Raw genomic sequence first — 24,511 nt, 5'->3', positions numbered from 1 at the left:
AGGAGACGATTTCATGCGCATTGATCTGCATACCCATGCCAAATTATCCAAGGCCACCGATTTCTCGCCGGCCTATTATGAAGAAATGGCCGCCGAAGCGGCAGGGAGCGGGCTGGATGCCCTGGCTCTAACCGAACACTTCAATACCCGCCATTTCCATGACGTGTACGAATCGCTCGACCGGATGTACCCCTTCAACGGGGAGTATTACGAAGCAGGTTCGCTGAAGATCTTCCCCGGTATGGAAGTCGATATCCGGGAGAATGGACATATCCTGCTCATTGGGCGCAAGGAGCATATTCTGGAGGTCCGCCGCGGCCTCGAGCCTTGTACGGAGAAGGGCTGCTTCATTCCGTTCGACGAACTGATAGCGATGACCGAGGACCTCCCTCTGCTGCGCATCGGCGCGCATCCTTTCCGGCAATCGACGCCGCTTCATCATTTGAAGAGAGAGCAGTTGATGCGGCTCGATGCCTTCGATCTGAACGCCAAGGACCTGTACGAATACGGAGCCGCGGCCAACCGGGAGCAGGTCGAGCGCCTGGCCGCCGGGTTGGGCAAGCCCGTAACCGCCGGGAGCGATACCCACCAGTGCCTCCAGTACGGCAGTGTATACAATGAACTGCAGCATCCCTGCCATACGGCGGCTGAGCTGAAGCAGGCTATATTGAACCGCGCCTATACGCTTACCGTCGCCGACAGCCTGCCGCTTCAGGTCAAAGCCTCCGTTATGCTCAAAAAGCTGCTGAAGCGGCTCCATCGGCTTGAACAAGCCGAACCCGCACCTTCCCTATAGGCGGCCCTGCCGCTGCCAGCGTTCTCCTCGGACTGCCGCTCCCGGCGGCCCGGAAGGGTCGGGGAATGACCGATTCGGCCCAGCGCCAGACAGGCCATTTCCGCCGATGCGTGACATCGGGGAAATGGCCTGTCTTTGTAGTCGGTATCCTGCTGTTCCTTCATCTTTGGCTGACGGGTCGGTCAGCCGGTCAGCGGGCGATCTTCTGCTTCTCCCGCAGCGCGCGCTGAATGTCGCGCTGGGCATCGCGTTTGGCGGCTGCGTCGCGTTTGTCGTACTGCTTCTTGCCCTTGCCCAGGCCGAGCAGCAGCTTCGCATAGCCGTTGCGGACGTAGATCTTCAGCGGGACAATCGTGTAGCCTTCCTGCTTCGACTGGCCGAGCAGCTTGGCAATCTGGCCCTTGTGCAGGAGCAGCTTGCGCGTGCGGGTCGGATCGTCCGGGTTGGCGCGGTTGCCCTGCTCGAACGGGCTGATGTGCAGGTTGTGCACGAACACCTCGCCGCCGCGGATCGTAGCGAACGCGTCCCCGATGTTGGCGCGGCCGTTGCGCAGCGACTTGATCTCGGTTCCGGTCAGCACCATGCCCGCTTCATACGTATCTTCAATAAAGTAATCATGGGAAGCCTTTTTGTTCTGGACGAGGACTTTGCCCTCCGCTTTCTTGCCCATGACCATCACTCCCCGGTTGACAAAATAAGGGCGCCCGCCGTGTGCGGGCGCCGGTCTTTATTGTATCAAAAGCGCCTTTGCCCGCGCAAGGAGACCCTGGCGGCGCAGCAAGCCGCCAGGGTCCCTTGTCCGCGCGGTGCTATTTCTTGCGCTTCCGCTTGCGGCCTTCCCCGCCGCCCGGCGTCACATCCGGGCTGATGAACACGCCGCTTGGCGTGTTCTTCTTCCGGCGGCCCTTGCCGGACCGGCCGCCGCCGTAATCGCCGCCGAGGTCCTCCCGGCTGCGGAACTTCGTGTCGCCGCTGATCGCGTCAGCGGCGCTTCCGCCAGCGCCTTCCGAAGGAGCGCCGTAGCCGCCCTTGCCGGAGCCGAAGCTGAAGCGGATGCCGGGACCGCCGGCTTCGGCTCCGCCCGGAGCGCGCCCGCCGGAGCGCTCCGTCAGGGCCGTGTGCGCCCGGCGCGCATCCTCGCCGGGCCCGCGTCCCTTGCCGCGCTTGCCGCGCGCGGCGCCCTGGCCCGCGGCTTCGCCGCGCGGGCCGCCGCCTTGGCCGCCGCGGGCACCGGCGGCCTCACTGCCGCCCGGCCGCCCTGCGCTGCCGGGCTTGCCTTTGCCGCGGCCCGCTTTGCCGGGGCCGCCGCCCTGAGCCGCGCCTGCGGAGCCGGCGCGGCCGCCCTTGCCGCCCTTCTTGCCCGGGCGGCCGCCGAAGCCTCCACCCCGCCGTTCCCCCGCCTGGCGGGGCTTCATATCGACCAGCTCGAAGTCGATCGTATGGTCGTCCATGTTCACCTTGGCGACGCGGATCTTCACTTCGTCGCCGATGCGGAACACTTTGGACGTCCGCTCGCCGATCAGCGCCATATGGGTCTCGTCAAAATGGTAATAGTCATCCGTCAGATGACTGAGCCGGATCAGGCCTTCCACCGTATTGTCGAGTTCGACGAACATGCCGAAGTTCGTTACGCTGCTGACCATGGCATCGAATTCCTCGCCCACCTTGTCGAGCATGTACTCGGCCTTCTTGAGCTGCTCCGTATCCCGCTCCGCCTCAACGGCGACGCGTTCGCGCTCGGATGACTGCTGGGCAATGTCCGGCATCCGGCTCGCGAGGTATTCCTGGCGCTTCTCGGAGAGCGCGCCTCCGCCTTCCAGCACCTCGCGCATTACCCGGTGAATGACAAGGTCGGGGTAACGCCGGATCGGCGAGGTGAAGTGCGAATAGAATTCCGCGGCCAGCCCGAAGTGGCCGGTGCTCTCCGCATCGTACTTCGCCTGCTTCATGGAGCGCAGCATCATCGTGCTGATAACGGTCTGCTCTTTGGTGCCCTGGATGTCCTCCAGCAGCTTCTGCAGCGCCCGGGGATGCACCGAGTTGCCGCGGCCCTTCACCTGGTAGCCGAAGTTGGCCGCGAACGCCATGAAGTTCTGCAGCTTCTCGGGGTCCGGGTCTTCGTGAATCCGGTACAGGAACGGCACCTTCAGCCAGTGAAAATGCTCGGCGACCGTCTCGTTCGCTGCCAGCATGAACTCTTCGATAATCTGCTCGGCCACCGAACGCTCGCGCTTGACGATATCGACCGCCTTGCCGTTCTCGTCGACGATGATCTTGCTCTCCTGGAAGTCAAAGTCCACCGCACCGCGGCGCATCCGCGCGTCGCGCAGCTTCATGGCAAGCTCCTTCATGAGCTTGAAGTCATTGACCAGCGGAGCGTAGCGCTCCAGCAGCTCCGGGTCCTCGCCCTCGAGGATTTTGCGGACATTCGTATACGTCATGCGCTCCTTGGTACGGATTACGCTTGTAAAAATATCGTGCTTCACGACCTTCATCTGCTCGTTGAATTCCATCTCGCAGGACATCGTCAGCCGGTCCACCTGTGGGTTAAGACTGCAAATGCCGTTGGACAAGCGGTGCGGCAGCATCGGAATCACGCGGTCTACCAGGTAGACGGAGCAGCCGCGGGCATACGCCTCCTTGTCCAGCTCGGAATTCTCGCGCACATAATAGCTGACGTCGGCAATATGAACGCCCAGCTTATAATGGCCGTTGTCCAGCAGCTGCACATTCACGGCATCGTCGAGGTCCTTGGCGTCTTCCCCGTCGATGGTAACAATGTTCAGGCCGCGCAGATCGCGCCGTCCCTGCTGGATAATCTCTTCTTCGGTAATCGAGTCGGGAGCCGCGTTCGCTTCCGCCATGACTTCGTCGGAGAAGCCCTCCGGAAGCTGGTGCTTGCGGATTACGGACAGAATGTCCACTCCGGGGTCATCCTTATGCCCCAGAATTTCAATAATCTCGCCCTCGGCCGCAGCTCTCCCTTCCGGATAATGCACAATCCGAACAACGACCTTCTCGCCGTCCACCGCCCCGTGGAACGATTCCTTCGGCACGAAGATGTCGCGGTTGATCCGCTTGTCGTCCGGCAGCACGAATCCGTACGTCTCGAAGCTCTGGAAGGTGCCTACCGTCTGCTGCACGCCCCGGCGCACAATCCGCACCACTTCGCCCTCCATCCGGCCGCCGGAAGGACTGCGCGAGGTTACCCGTACGAGCACAATGTCGCCGTTCATTGCGCCTTTGATGTCGTTCGCATGGATATAGACGTCGGGATGCTCCCGGTCGTCCGGAATCAGAAAGGCAAAGCCCTTGGCATGCGCCTGAAGCCGCCCGCGGAGCAGATCCATCCGCTCGGGCACGCCGTAGCGCCCCGTCCGTGTCAGCACGACCCGGCCTTCCTGTTCCAGGACCCGCAGCAGTTCCTCGAATTCCCGCAATTCCTCGCTGCCTACAAGATTCAGGTGCAGGACGAACTCGTCGTAGGTCATCGGTTTATAAGCGGTCTCCCGCATAAAAGCAAGCAAATGGTCTTGGGTTATCACTTGACAAGTCACCTCGGCCGCCGCGGCACGAGGGCCCGGCTGTATGTATATTTCTCCATTACTACTTCATACCCTAGTATACACGAAATTAATCCCCGGCATCCCTGCCGGAACGATCCTGCCGCACCATGACCGGAACGCCGCTGTTATCAAAAAAACCTCCGCTCCATCACAGAGCGAAGGTTTAGATCGTCCAATGTCCGTTTAGTCGGTAAGAATAGCTACAACGATCGACAGGATGAAGAATCCGGCCGCCAGACCAACCGTAATACGCTGAAGCACCAGTTCCATGCCGCGCGCCTTCGATTTGCCGAACAGATGCTCAGCGCCGCCGGAGATGGCACCCGACAGCCCGGCGCTCTTGCCCTTCTGCAGCAGAACCACCGTAATCAAGCCGATCGAGAAAATGAGAAGCAGCACCTTCATGAAAATTTCCATTTCTTCCACCCCCTACTCAAGCATCACTATCTATGAGAATTGGAATTCACGTCACACAAACAGCATTCTTATTTTATCATAGCCCGAAAGCGATGACAACCTATTCCTGGGATATGGAATCGCGCCGGTCTCTTAACCCGGAATGCCCTCCCCGAAGCAAAAAAACCGCTCCGGCCTTAGGCCGAAGCGGTCGAAGATCACGAATCTGCGGCAGAATCTGCCCGGCAGAACCGATTATCTCTTGAGGTTGTAGAAGGACTTCAGGCCGTTGTATTGAGCCAGTTCGCCCAGTTCGTCTTCGATGCGAAGCAGCTGGTTGTATTTGGCGATACGGTCTGTACGGGAAGGAGCACCTGTCTTGATCTGGCCGGCGTTGGTAGCAACCGCGATGTCGGCAATGGTGCTGTCTTCGGATTCGCCCGAACGGTGCGATACAACAGCCGTGTAACCGGCGCGCTTCGCCATTTCGATGGCATCGAAGGTTTCAGTCAGCGTACCGATCTGGTTCACCTTGATCAGGATCGAGTTGCCGATACCTTCTTCGATGCCCTTGGACAGACGCTCGGTGTTCGTTACGAAGAGGTCGTCGCCTACGAGCTGGATCTTGCCCCCCAGCTTCTCAGTCAGCAGCTTCCAACCTTCCCAGTCGTCTTCGGAGCAGCCGTCTTCGATTGTGATGATCGGGTACTTGTCAACCCAGGAAGAGAGCAGGTCAACGAATTCAGCCGGTGTGAAGGACTTGCCTTCGCCTTCGAGGTGGTACTTGCCATCCTTGAAGAACTCGGTGGAAGCCACGTCCATGCCCAGGAATACGTCGACGCCTGGCTTGTAGCCGGCTTTCTCGATGGCTTCCATGATGGAGGACAGGGCATCTTCATTGGACGAGAAGTTCGGAGCGAAGCCGCCTTCGTCGCCTACTGCCGTGTTCAGGCCTTTGGCCTTCAGTACGGATTTCAGGTTGTGGAAGATTTCAGCGCCTGTACGCAGGGCTTCCTTGAAGCTTGGTGCGCCAACCGGCAGAACCATGAATTCCTGTACGTCGACGTTGTTGTCGGCGTGTGCGCCGCCGTTCACGATGTTCATCATCGGAACCGGAAGCTGCTTGGCGTTGAATCCGCCCAGGTATACATAAAGCGGCACGTCCAGAGCAGCGGCAGCTGCGCGGGCTACGGCCATGGATACGGCCAGGATGGCGTTGGCGCCCAGCTTGCCTTTGTTCGGCGTTCCGTCCAGCGCGATCATGGCTTTGTCGATGCCCAGCTGATCCAGGGCGTCCATGCCGATCACTTCAGGGGCGATGATCTCGTTCACGTTCTTAACGGCGTTCAGAACGCCTTTGCCCAGGTAGCGGGACTTGTCGTCGTCGCGAAGCTCAACGGCTTCGTGAGCGCCAGTGGAAGCGCCCGAAGGTACGATGGCGCGGCCCTTGGCGCCGGATTCCAGATATACGTCAACTTCAACGGTAGGGTTGCCGCGGGAGTCGAGGACCTCGCGTGCATATACGTCGGAAATAATGGTCATTTCAATTCATTCTCCTTTGTATGCGTAATGGGAATTGCTGCTGTGCTTACTTGCGTCTTGCAATCATGGACTGGCCGGTCATCTCGGCCGGCTGCGGCAGACCCATCAGATCCAGGAAGGTCGGAGCCACGTCAGCCAGAATGCCGTGTTCGCGCAGGATGACGTTCTCGTCGGTCACGATGAACGGAACCGGGTTCGTCGTATGCGCCGTGAACGGACGTCCTTCTTCGTCGAAGACCATATCGGCGTTGCCGTGGTCGGCGATGATGATAACGACCCCGCCCTTGGCGGTAACGGCATCCACCACTTTGCCTACGCACTCGTCGGTCACTTCAACCGCCTTGATCGTCGGCTCCAGCATACCGGAGTGACCGACCATGTCGGGGTTGGCGAAGTTCAGAATGATGGCGTCCTGACGGTCGGCTTCGATCTCGGCTACGCAGGCCGCAGCCACTTCGTAGGCGCTCATCTCCGGCTTCATGTCATAGGTTGCCACCTTCGGCGAATTGATAAGAATGCGGGTCTCGCCCGGCAGTTCCACATCGCGTCCGCCGCTGAAGAAGAACGTCACGTGCGGATACTTCTCGGTCTCCGCAATGCGAAGCTGCTTCTTCCCTTGCTGAACCAGCACTTCGCCCAGCGTGTTGACCAGGTTCTTCGGCGGGAAGGCGACATAGCCGACCACCGTTTCACTATAAGTCGTCATGCAGACAAAATGCAGGCCCTGCGGGAACTTCGCTCCGCGGTCAAATCCGGCGAAGTCCGGCTGTGTGAAGACCTGGGACAGCTGAATCGCCCGGTCCGGACGGAAGTTGATGAAGACGACGGAATCGCCGCTCTCCACGGTTGCCGTCGGGTTGCCGGCTTCATCGGTAATGACGGACGGCTCCAGGAACTCGTCATAGACGGAGTTCTGGTAAGACGCCGTAATTGCCGACAGCGCGTCGGTGTACTTCAGGCCTTCGCCGTCTACGATGGCGCGGTAAGCCTTCTCGACGCGTTCCCAGCGCTTGTCGCGGTCCATCGCGAAGTAGCGGCCGGACACGGTTGCGATGCGTCCCACTCCGATTTCCTCGATCTTGGCGATCAGCGCCTGGATATATTTCTGTCCGCTGTCCGGAGCCACGTCGCGGCCATCCATGAAGGCGTGGATGTAGACATCGCTCAGTCCTTCTTTCTTGGCCAAGTCCAGCATGGCGAACAGATGATTGATATGGCTGTGAACGCCGCCGTCGGACAGCAGTCCGAACAGGTGCAGCTTCTTGCCGTTATCCTTCGCGTTCCGCACAGCCGCTACCAGCGTGTCGTTCTCGAAGAACTCGCCGTCGCGGATCGACTTGTCGATCATCGTCAAGTCCTGATACACAATCCGTCCGGCCCCGATGTTCAGGTGGCCGACTTCGGAGTTGCCCATCTGACCTTCCGGAAGACCGACGGCTTCGCCGCATGCGGTCAGCGTCGTGTTCGGATACTGCTTCAGATAACGGTCATAGTTCGGCTTGTTGGCTTGGGCGACGGCATTGCCTTCCGTCGTTCCCCGCAGGCCAAAGCCGTCCATGATAATCAGAGCTACCGGTTTTGGAGCGGACATTACTTCGCCCCCTCAACCAGTTGCACGAAGGAAGCAGGCTGCAGGCTGGCGCCGCCGACGAGTGCTCCGTCGATGTCGCTCATACCCATGTACTCGGTTACGTTCTCCGGCTTCACGCTGCCGCCGTACTGGATACGGATGGCATCGGCCGTCGCTTCGTCGTACAGGTCTTTAATCAGGCTGCGGATATAGGCGATTACTTCGTTGGCATCGGCGGAAGTCGACGACTTGCCTGTGCCGATTGCCCAGATCGGTTCATACGCGATAACCGTCTGCGCTGCCTGTTCCTTGCTCAGTCCCTGGAAGGCGCCTTCGGTCTGTACCTTGCAGACTTCCTTCGTCTGGTCGGCTTCGCGTTCTTCCAGCTTCTCGCCGACGCAGACAATCGGAGTCAGGCCGTGCCGGAAGGCAGCGTGCATTTTCTTATTGACGATTTCGTCGGTCTCGCCGAAGTAAGCCCGGCGCTCGGAGTGTCCGATGATAACATACTCTACGCCCAGATCCTTCAGCATCACGCCGCTGATTTCGCCGGTATAAGCGCCATTGTCCTCGAAATGCAGGTTCTGTGCGCCGATTTTGATCGTTGTGCCTTTCACGGCGGCTGTCAGAGCCGGCAGGTTGGTGAACGGCGCGCAGATTACGGTCTCAACGCCCTCCAGTTCCGCCTTGCCTTTGACTTCCGCTACAAAACTCTCGGCTTCCGGAACGGTCTTGAACATCTTCCAGTTGCCCGCGATAATTGGTGTTCTGCTCATGGCAAGCTTGCCTCCCTCTATCGTCTTACTTGTCGTTCAGCGCTACTACGCCAGGAAGAGCCTTGCCTTCCATGAATTCGAGCGATGCTCCGCCGCCGGTGGAGATATGATCCATCTGGTCGGCCAGGTGGAACTTCTCGGCTGCCGCAGCAGAGTCGCCGCCACCGATAACCGTGTAGCCTTCGGTTGTCGCGCAAGCCTGCGCAACCGCCTTGGTGCCTTCTGCGAATTTATCAATTTCAAATACGCCCATCGGCCCGTTCCAGACGATCAGCTTGGAGTTCTTGATGACATCGGCGTAGATTTCACGTGTCTTCGGCCCGATGTCCAGGCCTTCCCAGCCTTCCGGAATGGCAGTAGCGTCCACAATCTGCGTATTGGCGTCTGCGCCGAACTTGTCGGCTACCAGAACGTCAACCGGCAGCAGCAGCTTCTTGCCCAGCTTCTCGGCCTTCTCGATGAAGCCCAGAACAGCGTCGATCTTATCGTTGTCCACGAGCGAATTGCCGATTTCGTAACCCTGTGCTTTAGTGAAGGTATAGGACAGGCCGCCGCCGATCAGAACATTGTCAGCCAGCGTCAGCAGGTTGTCGATGACGTCGATTTTGTCCTTAACCTTGGAACCGCCGATGATGGCCGTGAACGGACGCTCCGGATTAGAGAGCGCTTTGCCCAGTACGGACAGTTCCTTCTCCATCAGCAGGCCGGATACAGCCGGCAGGAAGTGCGCGATGCCTTCTGTCGAAGCATGGGCGCGGTGAGCGGCGCCAAAGGCGTCGTTGACGAACAGATCGGCGAGCTCGGCGAACTGCTTGGCCAGCTCCGGATCGTTCTTCTCTTCGCCCGGGTAGAACCGGACGTTCTCAAGCACGAGCACGTCGCCGTTCTTCAGTTCGGCGATCTTCGCCTTAACGGCGTCGCCGATCGCTTCATCGGCCTTGGCTACCGGTTTGCCCAGCAGCTCGGACAGGCGTTCAGCGGCTGGCGTCAGACGCATGGAATCAACGAATTGGCCTTTCGGACGGCCCAGATGGCTCGCCAGAATTACCTTCGCGCCGTTCTCGATCAGGTACTTGATCGTCGGCAGCGTTTCGCGGATACGGGTATCGTCGGTAATCTTGCCGTCTTCGAGCGGCACATTGAAATCGACGCGCACGAATACGCGCTTGCCGTTAACTTCAACATCACGGACACTTTTCTTGTTCATGATCTATCCTCCACACACGCATAATAGGTTCAAATCGAACACTCGTAAAAGAGCGGAAACTGCGAATCCCGTTTCCGCTCTATGGATGGACTATAGTGGCTTGCGAAATTATTTAATCATTTTGGCGAAGTATTCCAGCGTACGAACGAGCTGTGCCGTGTAGGACATTTCGTTGTCGTACCAAGCCACAGTCTTCACGAGCTGCTTGTCGCCTACAGTCAGAACCTTAGTCTGTGTAGCGTCGAACAGGGAGCCGTAAGTCATGCCCTTGATGTCGGAAGATACGATTTCGTCTTCTGTGTAGCCGTAAGTGTCCGGATCGGAAGCTTCCTTCATGGCAGCGTTGATTTCGTCAACGGTTACCGTCTTGTTCAGAACGGATACCAGCTCAGTCAGGGAGCCAGTCGGTACCGGTACGCGCTGAGCAGCGCCGTCCAGCTTGCCTTTCAGTTCAGGAATAACAAGGCCGATTGCCTTGGCAGCGCCAGTCGTGTTCGGAACGATGTTCTCGGCAGCGGCGCGGGCACGTCTGAAGTCGCCCTTGGCATGCGGAGCGTCCAGCGTGTTCTGGTCGCCGGTGTAGGCGTGGATCGTTGTCATCAGGCCTTCTACAACGCCGAACTTGTCGTTCAGAACCTTGGCCATAGGAGCCAGGCAGTTCGTGGTGCAGGATGCGCCGGAGATAACCGTCTCGGAACCGTCGAGGATGTCATGGTTGACGTTGTATACAACGGTCTTCATGTCGCCGGTAGCCGGAGCGGAGATAACCACTTTCTTGGCGCCGCCCTTCAGGTGCAGCTCGGCTTTTTCCTTGGAAGTGAAGAAGCCTGTGCATTCCAGAACGATGTCAACGCCCAGGTCGCCCCAAGGCAGTTCTTCCGGATTGCGGTTAGCCAGGACTTTAACTTCCTTGCCGTTTACTTTGAAGAAGCCGTCATGAACTTCAACTTCACCCTGGAATTTGCCTTGCGTTGTATCATATTTGAGCAGGTGCGCCAGCATTTTGGCATCGGTCAGGTCGTTGATAGCTACTACTTCGATGCCTTCCACTTCTTGAATACGGCGGAAAGCAAGGCGGCCGATACGTCCGAATCCGTTGATACCTACTTTTACAGTCATTGAATAGTTCCTCCTAAGTATCATTTATTTATTCAAGACAGACGGTTGAGGCCTGTCAAGACAACAGGTTAAGTATAACGCATGATGAGGGCTAATGCTCGCCATTATGTGGAAACGGCGTCTCCCGCGCTGCGGGCGGCTTCGATTTCGCGTCCGATTTCCATGGCGGCGGCTTCGTCGATCACAAGAATGTTCTCGCGGCCGAACCGGAGCATGGCGTGAATGGCTTTGGCCTTGCGCTTGCCTCCGGCGATGCCGATGACCACTTCGGTGCGGATGATGTCCTCCAGGCGGAGTCCCATCGTCAGCATCGTGTGCACCACTTCGCCCGATTCATTGAAATAGTAGCCGAACGACTCGGCTACGGCTCCCGCCGTTCGGATAGCCGCAATCGCGTCTTCTCCGAGCTTGCGCCGGCGCGTCATCTCCATGGCATCGCCGATGCCGTGCACGATGATTCGGGAATGCCGGATCGTGTGCACAATCTCGCCGATGTTCGGATCATGGGCCAGGGACTGATAAGCGTCCTCTCCCAGCAGATCCGGGACATGCAGCAGCCGGTAATTCGCACCCACCCTCTTGGCCATGGTGGAGGCAATGGTGTTGGCCTGGATCTCCATGCTCTCTCCAAGCCCTCCGCGTGCCGGTACGAACCAAGTCTTCTGAAAAGTCGGCGCAATGGGCGCCGTTAATTGATCCGCCATCTCCGCGAGCGTGGAACCGCCCGTTACGGCAACCGTATCGCCGGGCTTCAGCACGCTCAGCAGCGCCTTGGCGCCAGCGCGTCCCAACTCCCGCTTGGTTACCGGAGAAGCATCGCAATCTCCCGGTACAATGACCAGCTTGGACAAGCCGTACTCTCGGCGAATCAGCTCTTCCAGTTCGTCAAGGCCGAACAGGCTCTTGGCGATGGGCTCCATCAGATCAAGCAGTTCGCGGCCGGCTTCGCTGATGCGCATGCCGACGCTCTCAATCTCGATCAGCCCCTGGGCTTTGAGCAGATCCGTCTCCGCCCGCAGCACCCGCTCGGTCATATCGAGGGATGCGGCCAGCGTCCGTCGTCCGATGATGTCGGACAGCAGAATCTGGTGCAGAATCGTATACCGCCGTTTGAGGGTCTCCATTAGATCAGGCAGAAGCTGCTTTTGGATCTCTAATAGGTTACGCATGCTTTCACTCCTGCGGTTTCTCTCTTCCCCTTCTCTATATGGTCTTAAAACGTCCCGGGTTAACGTTTTAAGTCCCACTTGTATTCTACCCAAAACTTCCACCGAGTGCAAGTGCTCCCGTCTAGAATTCGCCCGTCTCTATCATCTTATGCAGCAGACGAAAAAGGCATCAGCCTGTCCGGCCGCGCCGCAGGGCCCGGTCACATAAATTTGGACATATGACTTGCATTCTTCCTGATGTTGATCTATAATAAGTTCTGTTGCGCCCGTGGTCCAATGGATATGACGTAGGCCTCCGAAGCCTGAGATCCAAGTTCGATTCTTGGCGGGCGCGCCATTAACTTCTAGATTATACAGGAACAGCAAGACATACTTGTAATTAACCATCGTGCCACGAATTAACCAGAGAGCCGCTTAGCGGCTCTTTTTTCGGTCCGAGTTTGACTTTCTTTGACTTTTTGTTTTAATTTGGTTATCATGTGGTAAAGCAGTATCCTAAGCCGTTCAATTCAAAGGAGGTTATCCGAAAATGAGTTATATTCCAATGGTCGTTGAACAGAGCAACCGCGGCGAGCGGGCTTACGACATCTACTCCCGCCTGCTGAAGGACCGCATCATCTTCCTCGGTACCGAAGTCAATGATGTGGTGGCCAACTCCATTATTGCCCAGATGCTGTTCTTGGCGGCGGAGGATCCGGATAAGGATATTTCCCTGTACATCAACAGTCCCGGCGGCTCCATCACAGCCGGCATGGCGATCTTCGATACGATGCAGTACATCAAGCCGGACGTATCCACCATCTGCGTCGGCATGGCCGCGTCCATGGGCGCCTTCCTGCTGACGGCCGGCGCGATCGGCAAGCGCTACGCGCTGCCCAACAGCGAGATTATGATTCACCAGCCGCTCGGCGGCGCCCAAGGCCAGGCTTCGGATATTGAAATCCGTGCCCGCCGCATTCTGAAGATGCGCGACAAGCTGAACCGCATTCTGGCCGAACGTTCCGGCCAGCCGCTGGAGCGCATCGAGAAGGATACAGACCGCGACTATTTCATGAGCGCGGAGGACGCTGCCGCTTACGGTCTCGTCGACAAAGTCATCGAGCACCCGATGTCCGTGGGTCAATAATCCCAGGACCCAGGCAGCGCATGACGAAGACCCTCTTGGCCTCATAAGGCTCAAGGGGGTCTTTTTGTGAACAAAATGCAGCTTGTAGGCCCTTCTTCTTACACCAGCGGACTGTAACCCAGCGCATTCAGCCGTTCGGCAATGACCCGGTAGCCCCTGCCGTTCGGATGCAGTCCGTCGAGGGACAGGAGCTCCCGCTCGCTGCCTGCGAAGGCGCCGTATATATCGGCGAAGCCGCTGGTTCTGCTGCTGTACCGCCCGGCATGCCGGTTAAAGTGTCTCACCCATTCCGCCGCTTCCGCCCATCTCGGGTACGGATTGTAGAGTCCGACCGTCCGCAGAAGATAGGGCCTGCCGTCCTGCGCTTTGATCGAGCCGATAGCCTGCATAATCTCTCCGTAATGCCGCGTGGCTTCGTGGACAGCTCCTAGGGGGAGCGCCGCAGCGCCATTCCCCCTTGCCGAGCGGGCCGCCCGGATTAAGTCGTTGCCGCCGATCGACACCGTAATGACATCCGCTTCCCGGATCGCCTGGCGGAACATGGCGTTCCGCTGAATGTACCAGAGCAGCTCCGTTGTCGTCAGGCCGTTAATGCCCAGATTGGTGTGCGCCACGAAAGACCTCAGCCGGGCTTCCGTCATCCGCCGGTACAACGGAACGAAGCCGTTTCCCGGCAGCGCCCCGAAGCCTGTTGTCAGCGAGTCTCCTAGCGCCGTGTACTGATAGACCACTCCCGCTCCTCCTTTGCCGAATGCCTCGTTCACCTATTCAGCATATGAAGAGCGGCCTGGGGCGGAACCGGGAGAATGTCCTAAGATTAAATACTTGTAAAAAATTGTATCTATGTTCCTATATAATCTTTTCGTTATGTAGATTACCATGAACAATGTGGATCCACATAACAATAAAGGAAGAGAATGTTATTATTGAAAAAAATTATTACACTTTGTATCTCTATCTTTTTACTTCTGCCCGTTACCAGCGCTTTTGCCAATGACTCCTCCTCATTCAGTTCGCTAAATCAATCGGAAATTAATGATTTAGAAACCGCGAAACAAGCAACCGAGGGACTTAAAACCCAAATGGATAAACAAGAACCACTTTTTATCGGTGATCCTAAAACAGCAGAAAATCAAGCTAGTACAATTAGTACAGATATGTCCAGACAAGCTGCAGGCTCGTATACCTCAAGAGCTGGTGAATTTTTAGTTACTACAGACACAGCCAGCAGTTCTTCTAGCACTTGGGCCGGAGGACATGCGGGCCTTGTCTATTCCAGCAATTATGTTCTAGAGTCTTTTGGAAATAAGGGGGATATGAATGGCGTTAAATTATGGCCCAACGATTGGGATGCAAGGTACGAACATTTCCAACTGCGTACTGTAATTGGTACTACACTTCAACAAGATATTGATCTTGCTCTTAAAGCATACAATCATCTAAACAAACCATATAACTACAACTTCTTTAATATTAATCAATCTTCAAGTTTTTATTGTTCTCAACTCGTATACTACATGTTTAACAGTATGTACAACATTAATTTAAACGATGGAGGGGCTGTTTGGCCCGTTGACTTAACTCAGAGTGAACATGCTTACGTAGTTTACTCACAATAATCAGGACAGCTACCTCTACTTCTGACTGAATGTCGGCAAGAATTTAAGTCAATTCTTGCCGATATTCATTAAATATCTTTAAGAAGGGACTATTGTATGCGGGTAAAAATATTAATAGTGTGGATTTTATTGGCGGCTTTTATGTCCTCTTGCGGCTCGTCTTCCGAGAAGGATAAATACAAACTTCCGGATGACTACGCTTATATGGCCGTATTTACTTCCTTTCGTAGCTCTCACAGTGAGTTCCGGTTCTATTCGGATGACTGGAAGCTGATTCGCACCTTAAAGCTTAGTGCAGGTGGAGTCACACCCGGTAAAACTTATAAAGGTAATTATTATTTTGTAAGTACGGGTACACCGCGACATTCCGGAAATCAAATTATTGAATTGAACAGCCAACTAAACAAGCTGGTTACGGTCCCCACCAGTGATTATCCTATGGATGTAGCTATTCAGAGAGGTTATGCATTTGTGATTCATAACACGGATATCTCTTATGGCGAATTGAATAAGATTGATTTGGCTTCCGGCAAAATTGTCAAGCAAATCAAGGTTCCCGGCGTTCTTCGCACGATTACTTCGAATCAAGATCGGATCTATGTGCTCTCCGATCATATTCAGGAGCGCATGCAGCACATATCGGTGTACGACTCCGAACTGCATGCGATTCACGACTATAAGAACCGTTTGACAACATTCTCAACCGACACCTTCTTCCTAGACCCTACCACACTAATGCTTGCTAATAATGCGATGGATGATTTCAATGGACCAGCGAAAGTCTTGGCTACTCTTCACCTTGAAAGCGGTAAAATCCAGACCATACCCTGGAAAGGTGCCTCTCCCTATCAAGTGCTCAGCTACGGCGAAAGTCTGCTGGTCCCCCAATACTCGCTGGGCCAATCCACAGATAACTCTATTACAGTTATAAATCCTGACACGGGTAAGGTTACTCATCGTTTTCCCCTAGCGGCTCCTCCCAACCGCAGTCTGGTACATGGAAACATCTTCTACTCCATCTGGGATAACCAAGTATATCAATACGACATCGAGAATAACTTCAAATGGATCGCTACTCACCCCCTCCAACCCACCGGCGATCTCCGGCTCATTGACTTTTGGGTAAGGCCGGATTAAGCAGTGAGGCCTTCGGCAGACTTCCGGTCTCACTATTTCAGCGCGCCAAGCACGCTCTGACCCGGAGGCAGCAGCTCCTTGAAGTCAAAAGTAACAAGCGGGAAGCCCTGGGCATATGCGGTATAGTCATAGAGCTGGAAGAACAGGACCGCCTTGCCCTCTTTCAAATAAAAGTATTTCTCGGTCGTCAGCCCCGTGAACCCGCCAAGATAGCCGCCCATCGCTCTCAGCTCCTTGCCGGCTTTGGCGTTCAGCACCTTCTTGTAGTTGGGATTGGCTCCGAACAGATCTTTCAGCAGCAGGCGCTTGCCGTCCTTGAGGGAGAAGGTAAAGCCTTGGCGGTAGGTCATGCCGTGGGCTCCGCCCAGATAGCTGTACTGATCCATGACGAGGCTGAGCAGCCCGTTGCTGTTATAGGTCACCAGGAAGCGCGAGTCGAACTCATACGGGCGTTCATCCTCGCCTCTCTTCGCAAGCTCGTTGTTCATCTCCGCGGTAAAAGCGGCATTCGCCTGCTTTAGCGTCTCGTTGATCTTCTGCTGTACTGCAGCGTTGTTCAGCCCGGAAATCTGCGGATACTCCAGATGAATGGCGGCCCCTTCCTTGTCCGCAGCATAGGTGGACGAGCTGACGGCCAAGGCGTTCTGGGCCTTCGGCATCAGGTTAAGCCGGCCGGAGGCCTTGCTAAAATCCGCCTGATATCCCATATAGTCGGTCAGCAGACCGACCGGAACATAGAGCTTCCCGCTCTGCAGGAGACCCTCGTACTCGGACAGGAAGAACCCGTTCACCGACGGCGAAATTCCGTACTCCGAGACATACAGGGTCAGCTTCCGCACGCCGGAACCCACTTGATAGGTCTGCTGTTCTTTATTGTAGGTTACGTTCAGCTTCAGCGTATCCCGCAGGAAGGAGACCGGAACCCAGACGGCACCCTCCTTATAGAGTCCCTGCTGCTTCGTAACCGCTCCATTCCACTTCAGCAGGACGGTGCTCTGCGCCGCCTTCTGCACAGCAGCCGCCGGCGCAGCCAGGCCCGTCTCCGCCGGAAGGCCTGCCGCCAAGAGCGCCGCAGCCGCGGCTCCAATTCCCCACCGTGCGGCCTGTGTCCGCCATTTGCTGCCTGTTCTTGTATCCTTGTTCTTGTTCATCGCTGTCGTCGTCCTTTCGGGTTATGAATTCTAACAATCCGCTTCTACTATTATAAAAGGGGCTGTACGCGCAGGGGGTTACAGCAGCCTTTACAATTTGGTAAGCTTTGGCGCCGTTCCGGCCCGCGTCTATGACATTTTCTTAAACGATATTTCAAATTTTATTCGATAGCGATAAAAAAAAACCGCCGCCGCATTGCGGCGACGGACTGTCGCACCCCTCGGGACGGCCGCTAAGGGCGGTCCTAATTAAGCTGGTAGACCACGCTGAGCTGGGTGGTCACCTTCACTTCGCCGGTCGAAATCGTCGTGTCGGCGTCTGCGGCCGTGGAAGCCGCCATCATTTTGGCCTGCTCATACATGACCGGCGTATCGGTACTCACGCTCTGGCTGACGGACAGCACCGGTCCGAGCCCGCGTTTGGCCGCTTTGGCGATGGCGCCGGCTTTGACATCGGCGTTGGCCATTGCCTTCTCGATCACCTGGGCTTCAAAGGCCGATGTATCTTCGACCGCAAAGCGGGCGCTGCCGATATTATTCGCTCCGGCCCCCGATACGGCGTCCAGCAGAGCGCCCACCTTATCCAGGTCGCGATAGGCTACCTGCACGACATGGTGAGCGTTGTAGCCCTTCACCTGCTGGCCCCCCTTCTCGCTGTAAGTGTAATTCGGCTGGACGTAGAACTCGGCGGTCTGGAGATCCTTGTCGCTGATGCCCCACGTGTTCTTCAGCAGTGTCGTCACCTTCGACATCTTGGCGGCATTGGCCTTCTGCGCTTCCTGGGCCGTGGCGGCCGAAGAGTCGGCTCCAATGTTCAGGTAGACGATGTCAGGCTTCATCGACAGCTCGCCTTTACCCACGACGCTGACGGTATTCTTGGTGGATTCCTCGGCCGCAAACGCCTTCTTCGGCTCCTGCCCTGCTCCGCTCAATGCCATTCCTCCAAACAACAGACTGCCTGCCAGGACAACGGCTCCCGCCGATTTGATCCAGTTTCTCATGCGTTGTTCCTCCTTCAAAATGAGTACGTTTCCGTACCTTCTTTGACGGAAGCTGCGAACAAAGGTTGCAGCGGAATTCAGGATTTCTCCCGGCACAAATAAACGGACGCCGGTTGGGTCCGGCGTCCGTTCTCTGCCTTAATAGGGATGGAAGCTGAAGGCTTACTGGTTCTCGAGCTCTTCCTTGCTGACAAGGCCGATAAGAGCCGCCACAGCCTGATCGGCATCGGCGCCTTCCGCGCTGATATGAATCTCCGTACCGGAGCTGATCGCCAAACTCATGATCCCCATGATGCTCTTGGCGTTTACTTTTTTATCCTCTTTCTCAACGAAGATTTCCGAAGAGAACTTGTTGGCCTCCTGCACGAACAATGCCGCGGGCCGAGCATGGAGACCCGTCTTCAACCGTACAACTACCGGGTGCTTTGTCATGAAACGCTTACCCCCTAATTAAGATCTGCCCAAATACGCATTTAATTTTCTCACATTATAACATTATATCCGAAACCGCAAAAGCGAACTAGAAAAAAAGTTGGCGTTTTCGGAAATCGCTTACCGGGCGGCTCAGCCGCCGCCCCGCAGTTTCTCCGCCAGCTCGTCGATCTTCCGCAGCCGGTGGTTCACGCCGGACTTGCTGACGTTCCCCTTCAGCATCTCGCCAACTTCCTTAAGGTTGATGTCGGGATGGGCCAGCCGGATCTCGGCCACCTCCCGCAGCTTGTCGGGCAGATTCTCAAGGCCCATCTCCTTCTCAAGGAACTTGATGTTCTCGATCTGGCGGACGGCTGCGCTGATGGTCTTGTTGAGATTCGCGGTCTCGCAGTTGACGATCCGGTTGACGGAGTTGCGCATGTCGCGCATGATCCGCACATCCTCGAACTTGAACAGGGCCTGGTGCGCGCCGATCAGATTCAGGAACTCGATGATCTTCTCGCCTTCCTTGATATAAAGAATGAAGCCCTTCTTCCGCTCGATGCAGCGGGCGTTCAAATGGAATTCACCGGCCAGCTCAACGAGCGCCTTGCAGTGCTCTTCATACATGGAAGCGATCTCCAGATGATACGAAGAGCCCTCCGGATTATTGACCGAGCCGCCCGCCATGAAGGCGCCGCGCAGATAAGCGCGCTTGCAGCAGTTCTTGCGTACCATCGACGGGTCAATCCCGTCGGTAAAGACAAAACCCTCCGAGACAATCTTCAGGTCGTTCAGAATCTCCTCGACCCGGGCGGGAATGCGGACGATATAGACGTTGTTCTTCTTCAGCCGCATCTTCTTGCGAACCAGAAGTTCGGTATGAACCTGGTAATGCTTCTTCAGCAAAGAATAAATCCGCCTTGCAATCGCGGCATTCTCCGTCGAGATATCGAGAACGATTCGCTTGTTCGAGAGCTGCACCGAGCCGTTCATCCGGATCAGGGCCGACATTTCGGCTTTTTCGCAGCAAGGCGGGCTCTCGATCATCGTCAGCTCTTTTTTGGTCAACGCCGCAAAAGACAAGGTCCTCACCTCTTCTTCCCATCAAAATGGCGCGGTACGCGCCGCTAGTGGCCGGTGTCAGACGACCGGCCGCTCGCTTCGCCGGCTCATCCATTCCTCTACCAGCTGGTAGATATGATGGCTCAGCCGCTCCGTATCATGCCGAAGATAAGTGCGGAACAGCACAAGCCGGTCGGCAATCAGCTGATACCGGTTATCCAGCAGCGCTTCCGAGTCCAATTCGACCGGCTTCGCGCCCTTCTCGGCATATTTGTCCTGGACAGGCGCCGGAATCTCGCCGTTGTTGACGATCACATAATCGAACAGATGCAGGCCGATATGGTCATAGACCGCCTGCAGATGATCGCTGACCGTATAATTATCGGTCTCGCCGGGCTGGGTCATCACGTTGCAGACAAAGATCTTGATGGCCTCCGAGGATACGACCGCCTCCGCCAGCTTCGGCACGAGCAGATTCGGCAGGATGCTGGTGTACAGACTTCCCGGCCCCAGCAGAATGGCGTCCGCCTGGGCAATCGCTTCAAGCGCCTCCGGCAGCGGTTCCACATCGGCCGGCTCCAGAAAAACGCGCTTGATCTTCTTGCCGGCCTCGGGAATCTTCGATTCGCCGCTGACCAGGGTGCCGTCCTCCATCAAGGCGTGCAGCACGACGGCTTCTCCGGCGGCCGGCAGCACCCGGCCGCGAACGGCAAACACCCGGCTCAGCTCCCGCACCGCGGTCACAAAGTCGCCGGAGATGTCGGTCAGCGCGGCCAGGATGAGATTGCCGAGGCTGTGCCCGGCCAGCCCTTCTCCGCTGCTGAACCGGTATTTCATAATGTCTTCCATCAGCGGTTCTACGTCCGCCATTGCCGTCAGCACATTGCGGATGTCGCCGGGCGGCGGCATCTGCAGCTCGCTGCGCAGAATGCCCGAGCTCCCGCCGTCGTCGGCCACGGTAACGATGGCCGTGATATCGAGCGGCTTCTCTTTGAGTCCCCGCAGCATCACGGACAGACCGGTTCCCCCGCCCATAACGACGATGCGCGGCCGGTGCCTTGCTGGTTCAGCCATTGCGATCCCTTCCCTCGTTAGTGGCGGTCGCGCTCGGCGTCCCGGTGGCTGACCGATACGGATTCCGTCTCGCTGACTCCCAGCATTTTGCCCAGATACTCGGAGATGGCGACCGAACGATGCTTCCCGCCGGTACAGCCGATGCCGATAATGACCTGGGCCTTGCCTTCCTTGTGGTACTGGGGAATCAGGAAATGAAGCATATCAAGCAGTTTGGTCAGGAACGCCTGCGTTTCAGGCCATTTCATTACATAGTCATATACATCGCTGTTCTGGCCGGTATGAGGACGCAGTTGATCGACATAATGCGGATTAGGCAGAAAACGGACGTCGAAGATAAGATCGGCGTCGATCGGGATTCCGTATTTGAAGCCGAACGACGTAATGTTGACGGACAGCGTGCTTTTGCCGACATGGGAGAAACGGGAGACAATCTTCTCCTTCAGCTGCGCCGGCTTCATATTGCTGGTATCAATCACCTGGGTGGCGGAGTTCTTCAGTTCCTCCAGCATTTTGCGCTCCAGCCGGATGCCGTCCAGCGGCATGCCCTTGGGAGCCAGCGGATGATGGCGGCGGCTCTCCTTGTAACGCTGTACCAGTACAGAGTCCGTTGCGTCCAGGAACAGAATCTCGCAGCTGATGGTGAACTGGTCCTTCATGAAGGCCAGCGATTCCGACAACGCCGTAAAAAACTCCCGTCCGCGCAGGTCGATGACGAGCGCTACCTTGGCGATCTTGCCTTTGGACTGCTCAATCAGCTCCGCAAATTTCGGGATCAGCACGGGGGGCAGATTGTCGACGCAGAAGAAGCCAAGATCCTCCAGACTCTGGACGGCAATCGTCTTGCCCGCCCCGGACATTCCCGTAATGATAATGAGGGTGGCTCCGGCGGCTGCGGGAACGATATCCTGTTCGGTCATCAAGCTTCCCCTCCTAGATTAAGGTATGAACGTGGACCCGATGTTAAGAACGCAGCAGCAGTCCGGCCGCACCGACGATGCCGGCGTCGTTGCCGAGCTGGGCCGGAATGATGGACACGCCGGTCTGCAGCGGAGCGGGAGTGAGCTGGGCGAACACGCGGCGCACTTCGTCGAACAGAATGTCGCCGGCTTTGGATACCCCGCCTCCGATAATGAAGACTTCCGGATTCAGCACAGCGGCGAAGGCGGCCATCGACTTGCCGAGATAGAAGGCGGCGCGTCCGACGATGCGCAGAGCGACTTCGTCGCCAGCCTTGGCCGCGTCGAAGACGTCCTTGGCCGTGATCTGCTCGACGAGCGACAGCGTCGTCCGGTCGCCGCGGGCCACGGCGTCAGTGGCCATGCGAATGATGCCTGTAGCCGAGGATACCGTTTCGAGGCAGCCCATTTTGCCGCAGCCGCATTGAATCGCTTCCAGGTCCGGAACAACGGAGATATGGCCCAGCTCGCCGGCCAGACCGGCGTAGCCCTGATAGATCTTCCCGTTGATAATAATGCCGCCGCCCACGCCCGTTCCGAGCGTATAGCAGACGCAGTTGTCGATGCCGCGGCCCGCGCCGCTCCAGGCTTCGCCGAGAGCCGCCACGTTGGCGTCGTTGTCTATGCGTACGGGCTTGTTCAGTCGGTTCTCCAATATGGCGCGGATCGGCACATCCCGGAAGCCGATGTTCGGCGCCAGAATAATAATGCCTTCCTTAATATTGGTGAATCCCGCCACGCCGGCGCCTACGCCGGCCAGCTGATCCCAGGTGTAGGGGGAATCCTCAACAATCTGGCGAACGTATTTCTCGATATTGTCGATGACGGTCTCAACGCCGTCCTGGGTTCCGGTCGGACCCTCAAAAGTGTGCAACAGCTGCCCTTCGGCATTGCAGATTCCCACTTTAATGGCGGTCCCGCCCAAATCCACGCCTACGTAGATGTTTTCCGACATGTTACAAGCCACCTTTTTCTCTTCTCGTATTGGCATTACGTTACTCACTATAATGGAAGGTGTTCCTGCGGTCAAGGATTCACGGCACACCCGGCTCCCTTTCAAAAAAACTGCAATCAGAGACCTTATTCATCATTAGAAGCGCGGGTCAGACGGTGAGCCATGTAGAAAAAGCAAAACCGCCCGCTGCCCTAGCGGCAGACGGACGGTTGAATCAGGCTAATCGGCCAGAATCCGTTTCTGGCCTTCGAGCGCCCGGATCGGCGCGATGTTCTGCGTGAACTCCAGCGTTCCCCGGTAAGCGCCCGCTTCGTCGCGGACGGCGAAGTAGCGGATATACACCATTTTATCCTTGAATTGAATCCAGAAATCCTCGGCATCCTTGCGGCCGGACTTGAAGTCCTCCAGCAGCTTCTCGACGACGTGCACGCTCTGCGGCGGATGGCAGTTCTGGACGGTGCGGCCGATGACTGCCTTCGTGCGGGCGAAGATCCGCTCCTTACCGTGGGAGAAATACCGGACGACATCGTTCTCGTCGATAAACGTCAGATCCACCGGCAGGTGGTTGAGCACCAGCTCCAGCTGCTCGACCGACAGGATGCCGGTGGCAAAACGGACATAGCCCTGCGGCGTCTGTCCGGCAGCGTCTGCGGCTTCGCCGGCTTCCGCTCCGGCGGAACCCTCCGCACCGGACATGGCGGCGCCTCCGGCGGCTGCCGGGTTAACCGCGCCCGGCTCCGGGGCGCGTTCAGGAACCCATTCCCGCTGCGGCGAGGTGAGGCAGAAGCCGATTTCGTCGCTCTCGCGGGCGATTTTGACCCATTCGTCTTCGGTCAGCTTCTCCAGGGCCATCGGCAGCAGGATGTTCTCTTCCTTGAAGATCATTTCGTTCACTTCGCGGATCACGATCTCCAGCGCATCGAGTACCGCCGGCTTGTTGGCTGAATCGTAAGGCGCAAGCAGCGCCTTGGCTTCCTTGATGACCGCCCGGATCGCATCGTCCACGCCCCACATGACCTTGGTCGGCCCGTAGATGCCGTATTTCTCCAAATACGGGAACAGCAGATTCTCCTTGCGGCTGTAGTGCTTATCGAGATCCATCAGCAGGCTGAGGTCTTCCAGCAGCTTGTAGATCGTCTCCTGGCTGTCTTCCCTTGTGAATTTGTCCACATGCAGTCTCAGGCGAAAATTAACGACGCGCTCGACCTCCCGGTTCTCCTCCTTGAATGTGTGGACCGGATGGCCTTCCTGCTCTTCGGGCGCATTCGAACGGTGGATGTCCTGAATCGATCCCTTGAAAATCGCCGTGTGCACCGAGCAGAGCCGCTGGACTTCTGCAACCGGAATGCCTTCCTCTATCATCAGCGCGTTCTCCATTGCGGAAATCTCCGATACGGATACATCTCCGACCGCTTCCTCGAAGCGGGCCTTCACTTCCTCCACGCTCTTGCCGGCGTGCAGCTCCTTGATGATCTCTTTCAGCATTTCCTGACGGCGGGTCTGCTCCGGCGCTGCAATCTCCCGGTTGTTGATCAATTCGCTCATCTTCGTTCCTCCTAATATATAGGTCGTCTTCTACTCGGCAATCTGAAATCCGCGGCTGCGAAAAGCCGCATAGACCGTCTCCGGCTCCATCTTCTTCATCTTCATGCCCTTGGCCAGCGTCATGAACCGGCCTGCGGTCTGAAGCATGCCCGGCTTGGCAATATCGCGGAAGCCCAGTTCCGTCATAATCTCCATCGCTTCAGGATGGCGGCTGACGAGGTCGAAGACCGTTTCATCAGGGTTAAGCACTTTATCCATAAGGAAGCGCTCCTTTTCCGTTACCTTTACTTCAAATTTAAGTGATAATCATTATCATCATGGTATCAC

General features: G+C 56.9%; 23 protein-coding genes and 1 tRNA gene. 5 read left to right on the top strand and 19 right to left on the bottom strand.

Features of this window, described 5'->3' with window-relative positions; all coding sequences use genetic code 11:
• The first annotated feature begins 13 nt into the window (after positions 1–13).
• A complete protein-coding gene (locus F4V43_RS13245; RefSeq protein ID WP_150458726.1) occupies positions 14–796 on the top strand; it encodes a PHP domain-containing protein in 783 nt (260 codons plus the stop codon).
• Between the two features lie 190 nt (positions 797–986).
• Here the strand turns inward: F4V43_RS13245 and smpB are convergent, their stop codons facing one another.
• From smpB to F4V43_RS13200, 9 genes are all read right to left on the bottom strand, one after another.
• The gene (gene smpB, locus F4V43_RS13240; RefSeq protein WP_150458725.1) at positions 987–1,466 is read right to left on the bottom strand and encodes an SsrA-binding protein SmpB; all 480 of its coding nucleotides are present in this window, start codon (positions 1,464–1,466) and stop codon (positions 987–989) included.
• Between the two features lie 139 nt (positions 1,467–1,605).
• Positions 1,606–4,341 carry a ribonuclease R gene (rnr, locus tag F4V43_RS13235; protein ID WP_150458724.1) on the bottom strand — a complete coding sequence of 912 codons (2,736 nt, stop codon included), beginning with the start codon at positions 4,339–4,341 and terminating at the stop codon, positions 1,606–1,608.
• A gap of 204 nt (positions 4,342–4,545) precedes the next feature.
• Complete coding sequence (gene secG, locus F4V43_RS13230; protein ID WP_150458723.1) at positions 4,546–4,779, bottom strand: preprotein translocase subunit SecG; 234 nt, start codon at positions 4,777–4,779, stop codon at positions 4,546–4,548.
• Between the two features lie 234 nt (positions 4,780–5,013).
• Positions 5,014–6,300, bottom strand: coding sequence for a phosphopyruvate hydratase (gene eno / locus F4V43_RS13225; RefSeq protein WP_150458722.1), 1,287 nt, complete (start codon positions 6,298–6,300; stop codon positions 5,014–5,016).
• 46 nt (positions 6,301–6,346) lie between these two features.
• Positions 6,347–7,891, bottom strand: a complete 1,545-nt coding sequence (gpmI, locus tag F4V43_RS13220; protein WP_150458721.1) for a 2,3-bisphosphoglycerate-independent phosphoglycerate mutase — start codon at positions 7,889–7,891, stop codon at positions 6,347–6,349.
• On the bottom strand, positions 7,891–8,646 hold the full coding sequence (gene tpiA, locus F4V43_RS13215; protein ID WP_150458720.1) for a triose-phosphate isomerase: 756 nt from the start codon (positions 8,644–8,646) through the stop codon (positions 7,891–7,893). The genes gpmI and tpiA overlap by 1 nt, the downstream gene beginning before the upstream one ends.
• Positions 8,647–8,671: 25 nt before the next feature.
• Entirely contained in the window at positions 8,672–9,853 is a 1,182-nt protein-coding gene (locus F4V43_RS13210) for a phosphoglycerate kinase (protein WP_150458719.1), read from the bottom strand.
• Between the two features lie 108 nt (positions 9,854–9,961).
• Positions 9,962–10,972 carry a type I glyceraldehyde-3-phosphate dehydrogenase gene (gap, locus tag F4V43_RS13205; RefSeq protein WP_150458718.1) on the bottom strand — a complete coding sequence of 337 codons (1,011 nt, stop codon included), beginning with the start codon at positions 10,970–10,972 and terminating at the stop codon, positions 9,962–9,964.
• 104 nt (positions 10,973–11,076) lie between these two features.
• Positions 11,077–12,141, bottom strand: coding sequence for a sugar-binding transcriptional regulator (locus F4V43_RS13200; RefSeq protein WP_150458717.1), 1,065 nt, complete (start codon positions 12,139–12,141; stop codon positions 11,077–11,079).
• A gap of 262 nt (positions 12,142–12,403) precedes the next feature.
• Between F4V43_RS13200 and F4V43_RS13195 the strand changes: the two genes are divergently transcribed.
• Together F4V43_RS13195 and clpP are read left to right on the top strand one after the other, a co-directional pair.
• A tRNA-Arg gene (locus F4V43_RS13195) sits at positions 12,404–12,478 on the top strand.
• Between the two features lie 192 nt (positions 12,479–12,670).
• A complete protein-coding gene (gene clpP, locus F4V43_RS13190; protein WP_150458716.1) occupies positions 12,671–13,267 on the top strand; it encodes an ATP-dependent Clp endopeptidase proteolytic subunit ClpP in 597 nt (198 codons plus the stop codon).
• Positions 13,268–13,365: 98 nt separating this feature from the next.
• Here clpP and F4V43_RS13185 read toward each other — a convergent pair whose 3' ends face one another.
• Positions 13,366–13,998 carry a GDSL-type esterase/lipase family protein gene (locus F4V43_RS13185; RefSeq protein WP_150458715.1) on the bottom strand — a complete coding sequence of 211 codons (633 nt, stop codon included), beginning with the start codon at positions 13,996–13,998 and terminating at the stop codon, positions 13,366–13,368.
• A gap of 195 nt (positions 13,999–14,193) precedes the next feature.
• On the opposite strand from F4V43_RS13185, the gene F4V43_RS13180 reads away from it, so the two are divergent.
• Both F4V43_RS13180 and F4V43_RS13175 read left to right on the top strand, forming a co-directional pair.
• Positions 14,194–14,886 (top strand): YiiX/YebB-like N1pC/P60 family cysteine hydrolase, encoded by a 693-nt coding sequence (locus F4V43_RS13180; RefSeq protein WP_191089576.1) that lies wholly within the window; start codon positions 14,194–14,196, stop codon positions 14,884–14,886.
• Positions 14,887–14,982: 96 nt separating this feature from the next.
• Positions 14,983–16,023, top strand: a complete 1,041-nt coding sequence (locus F4V43_RS13175; RefSeq protein WP_150458713.1) for a YncE family protein — start codon at positions 14,983–14,985, stop codon at positions 16,021–16,023.
• Positions 16,024–16,055: 32 nt separating this feature from the next.
• On the opposite strand, the gene F4V43_RS13170 is transcribed toward F4V43_RS13175, so the two are convergent.
• The 9 genes from F4V43_RS13170 to F4V43_RS13130 all read right to left on the bottom strand — a co-directional run bounded on the left by F4V43_RS13170 (position 16,056) and on the right by F4V43_RS13130 (position 24,442).
• Positions 16,056–17,174: a DUF3298 and DUF4163 domain-containing protein gene (locus tag F4V43_RS13170; RefSeq protein WP_150458712.1), complete on the bottom strand. Its 1,119-nt coding sequence runs from the start codon at positions 17,172–17,174 to the stop codon at positions 16,056–16,058.
• Positions 17,175–17,419: 245 nt separating this feature from the next.
• Positions 17,420–18,175, bottom strand: coding sequence for an SIMPL domain-containing protein (locus F4V43_RS13165; RefSeq protein WP_150458711.1), 756 nt, complete (start codon positions 18,173–18,175; stop codon positions 17,420–17,422).
• A gap of 162 nt (positions 18,176–18,337) precedes the next feature.
• Positions 18,338–18,607 (bottom strand): HPr family phosphocarrier protein, encoded by a 270-nt coding sequence (locus F4V43_RS13160; protein ID WP_150458710.1) that lies wholly within the window; start codon positions 18,605–18,607, stop codon positions 18,338–18,340.
• Between the two features lie 132 nt (positions 18,608–18,739).
• On the bottom strand, positions 18,740–19,672 hold the full coding sequence (gene whiA / locus F4V43_RS13155) for a DNA-binding protein WhiA (RefSeq protein ID WP_150458709.1): 933 nt from the start codon (positions 19,670–19,672) through the stop codon (positions 18,740–18,742).
• A gap of 57 nt (positions 19,673–19,729) precedes the next feature.
• The gene (locus tag F4V43_RS13150) at positions 19,730–20,725 is read right to left on the bottom strand and encodes a uridine diphosphate-N-acetylglucosamine-binding protein YvcK (protein WP_150458708.1); all 996 of its coding nucleotides are present in this window, start codon (positions 20,723–20,725) and stop codon (positions 19,730–19,732) included.
• Positions 20,726–20,742: 17 nt separating this feature from the next.
• A complete protein-coding gene (gene rapZ, locus F4V43_RS13145; RefSeq protein ID WP_150458707.1) occupies positions 20,743–21,645 on the bottom strand; it encodes an RNase adapter RapZ in 903 nt (300 codons plus the stop codon).
• A 43-nt stretch (positions 21,646–21,688) separates the two neighbouring features.
• Positions 21,689–22,639 carry an ROK family glucokinase gene (locus F4V43_RS13140; RefSeq protein ID WP_150458706.1) on the bottom strand — a complete coding sequence of 317 codons (951 nt, stop codon included), beginning with the start codon at positions 22,637–22,639 and terminating at the stop codon, positions 21,689–21,691.
• A gap of 219 nt (positions 22,640–22,858) precedes the next feature.
• Positions 22,859–24,184 carry a DUF438 domain-containing protein gene (locus tag F4V43_RS13135; protein ID WP_150458705.1) on the bottom strand — a complete coding sequence of 442 codons (1,326 nt, stop codon included), beginning with the start codon at positions 24,182–24,184 and terminating at the stop codon, positions 22,859–22,861.
• 30 nt (positions 24,185–24,214) lie between these two features.
• Positions 24,215–24,442: a DUF1858 domain-containing protein gene (locus tag F4V43_RS13130; protein WP_150458704.1), complete on the bottom strand. Its 228-nt coding sequence runs from the start codon at positions 24,440–24,442 to the stop codon at positions 24,215–24,217.
• Positions 24,443–24,511: the final 69 nt, after the last annotated feature.

The sequence above is a fragment of the Paenibacillus spiritus genome (assembly GCF_008710135.1).
Lineage (GTDB): Bacteria > Bacillota > Bacilli > Paenibacillales > Paenibacillaceae > Paenibacillus_AQ > Paenibacillus_AQ glufosinatiresistens.
This window is presented reverse-complemented; position numbering and strand designations above follow the sequence as displayed.

Coding starts and splice junctions, on each gene's coding strand:
- F4V43_RS13245 (WP_150458726.1), top strand. CDS start 14: ATGCGCATTGATCTGCATACCCATGCCAAATTATCCAAGGCCACCGAT.
- smpB (WP_150458725.1), bottom strand. CDS start 1,466: ATGGGCAAGAAAGCGGAGGGCAAAGTCCTCGTCCAGAACAAAAAGGCT.
- secG (WP_150458723.1), bottom strand. CDS start 4,779: ATGGAAATTTTCATGAAGGTGCTGCTTCTCATTTTCTCGATCGGCTTG.
- eno (WP_150458722.1), bottom strand. CDS start 6,300: ATGACCATTATTTCCGACGTATATGCACGCGAGGTCCTCGACTCCCGC.
- gpmI (WP_150458721.1), bottom strand. CDS start 7,891: ATGTCCGCTCCAAAACCGGTAGCTCTGATTATCATGGACGGCTTTGGC.
- tpiA (WP_150458720.1), bottom strand. CDS start 8,646: ATGAGCAGAACACCAATTATCGCGGGCAACTGGAAGATGTTCAAGACC.
- F4V43_RS13210 (WP_150458719.1), bottom strand. CDS start 9,853: ATGAACAAGAAAAGTGTCCGTGATGTTGAAGTTAACGGCAAGCGCGTA.
- gap (WP_150458718.1), bottom strand. CDS start 10,972: ATGACTGTAAAAGTAGGTATCAACGGATTCGGACGTATCGGCCGCCTT.
- F4V43_RS13200 (WP_150458717.1), bottom strand. CDS start 12,141: ATGCGTAACCTATTAGAGATCCAAAAGCAGCTTCTGCCTGATCTAATG.
- clpP (WP_150458716.1), top strand. CDS start 12,671: ATGAGTTATATTCCAATGGTCGTTGAACAGAGCAACCGCGGCGAGCGG.
- F4V43_RS13175 (WP_150458713.1), top strand. CDS start 14,983: ATGCGGGTAAAAATATTAATAGTGTGGATTTTATTGGCGGCTTTTATG.
- F4V43_RS13170 (WP_150458712.1), bottom strand. CDS start 17,174: ATGAACAAGAACAAGGATACAAGAACAGGCAGCAAATGGCGGACACAG.
- F4V43_RS13165 (WP_150458711.1), bottom strand. CDS start 18,175: ATGAGAAACTGGATCAAATCGGCGGGAGCCGTTGTCCTGGCAGGCAGT.
- F4V43_RS13160 (WP_150458710.1), bottom strand. CDS start 18,607: ATGACAAAGCACCCGGTAGTTGTACGGTTGAAGACGGGTCTCCATGCT.
- F4V43_RS13150 (WP_150458708.1), bottom strand. CDS start 20,725: ATGGCTGAACCAGCAAGGCACCGGCCGCGCATCGTCGTTATGGGCGGG.
- rapZ (WP_150458707.1), bottom strand. CDS start 21,645: ATGACCGAACAGGATATCGTTCCCGCAGCCGCCGGAGCCACCCTCATT.
- F4V43_RS13140 (WP_150458706.1), bottom strand. CDS start 22,639: ATGTCGGAAAACATCTACGTAGGCGTGGATTTGGGCGGGACCGCCATT.
- F4V43_RS13135 (WP_150458705.1), bottom strand. CDS start 24,184: ATGAGCGAATTGATCAACAACCGGGAGATTGCAGCGCCGGAGCAGACC.
- F4V43_RS13130 (WP_150458704.1), bottom strand. CDS start 24,442: ATGGATAAAGTGCTTAACCCTGATGAAACGGTCTTCGACCTCGTCAGC.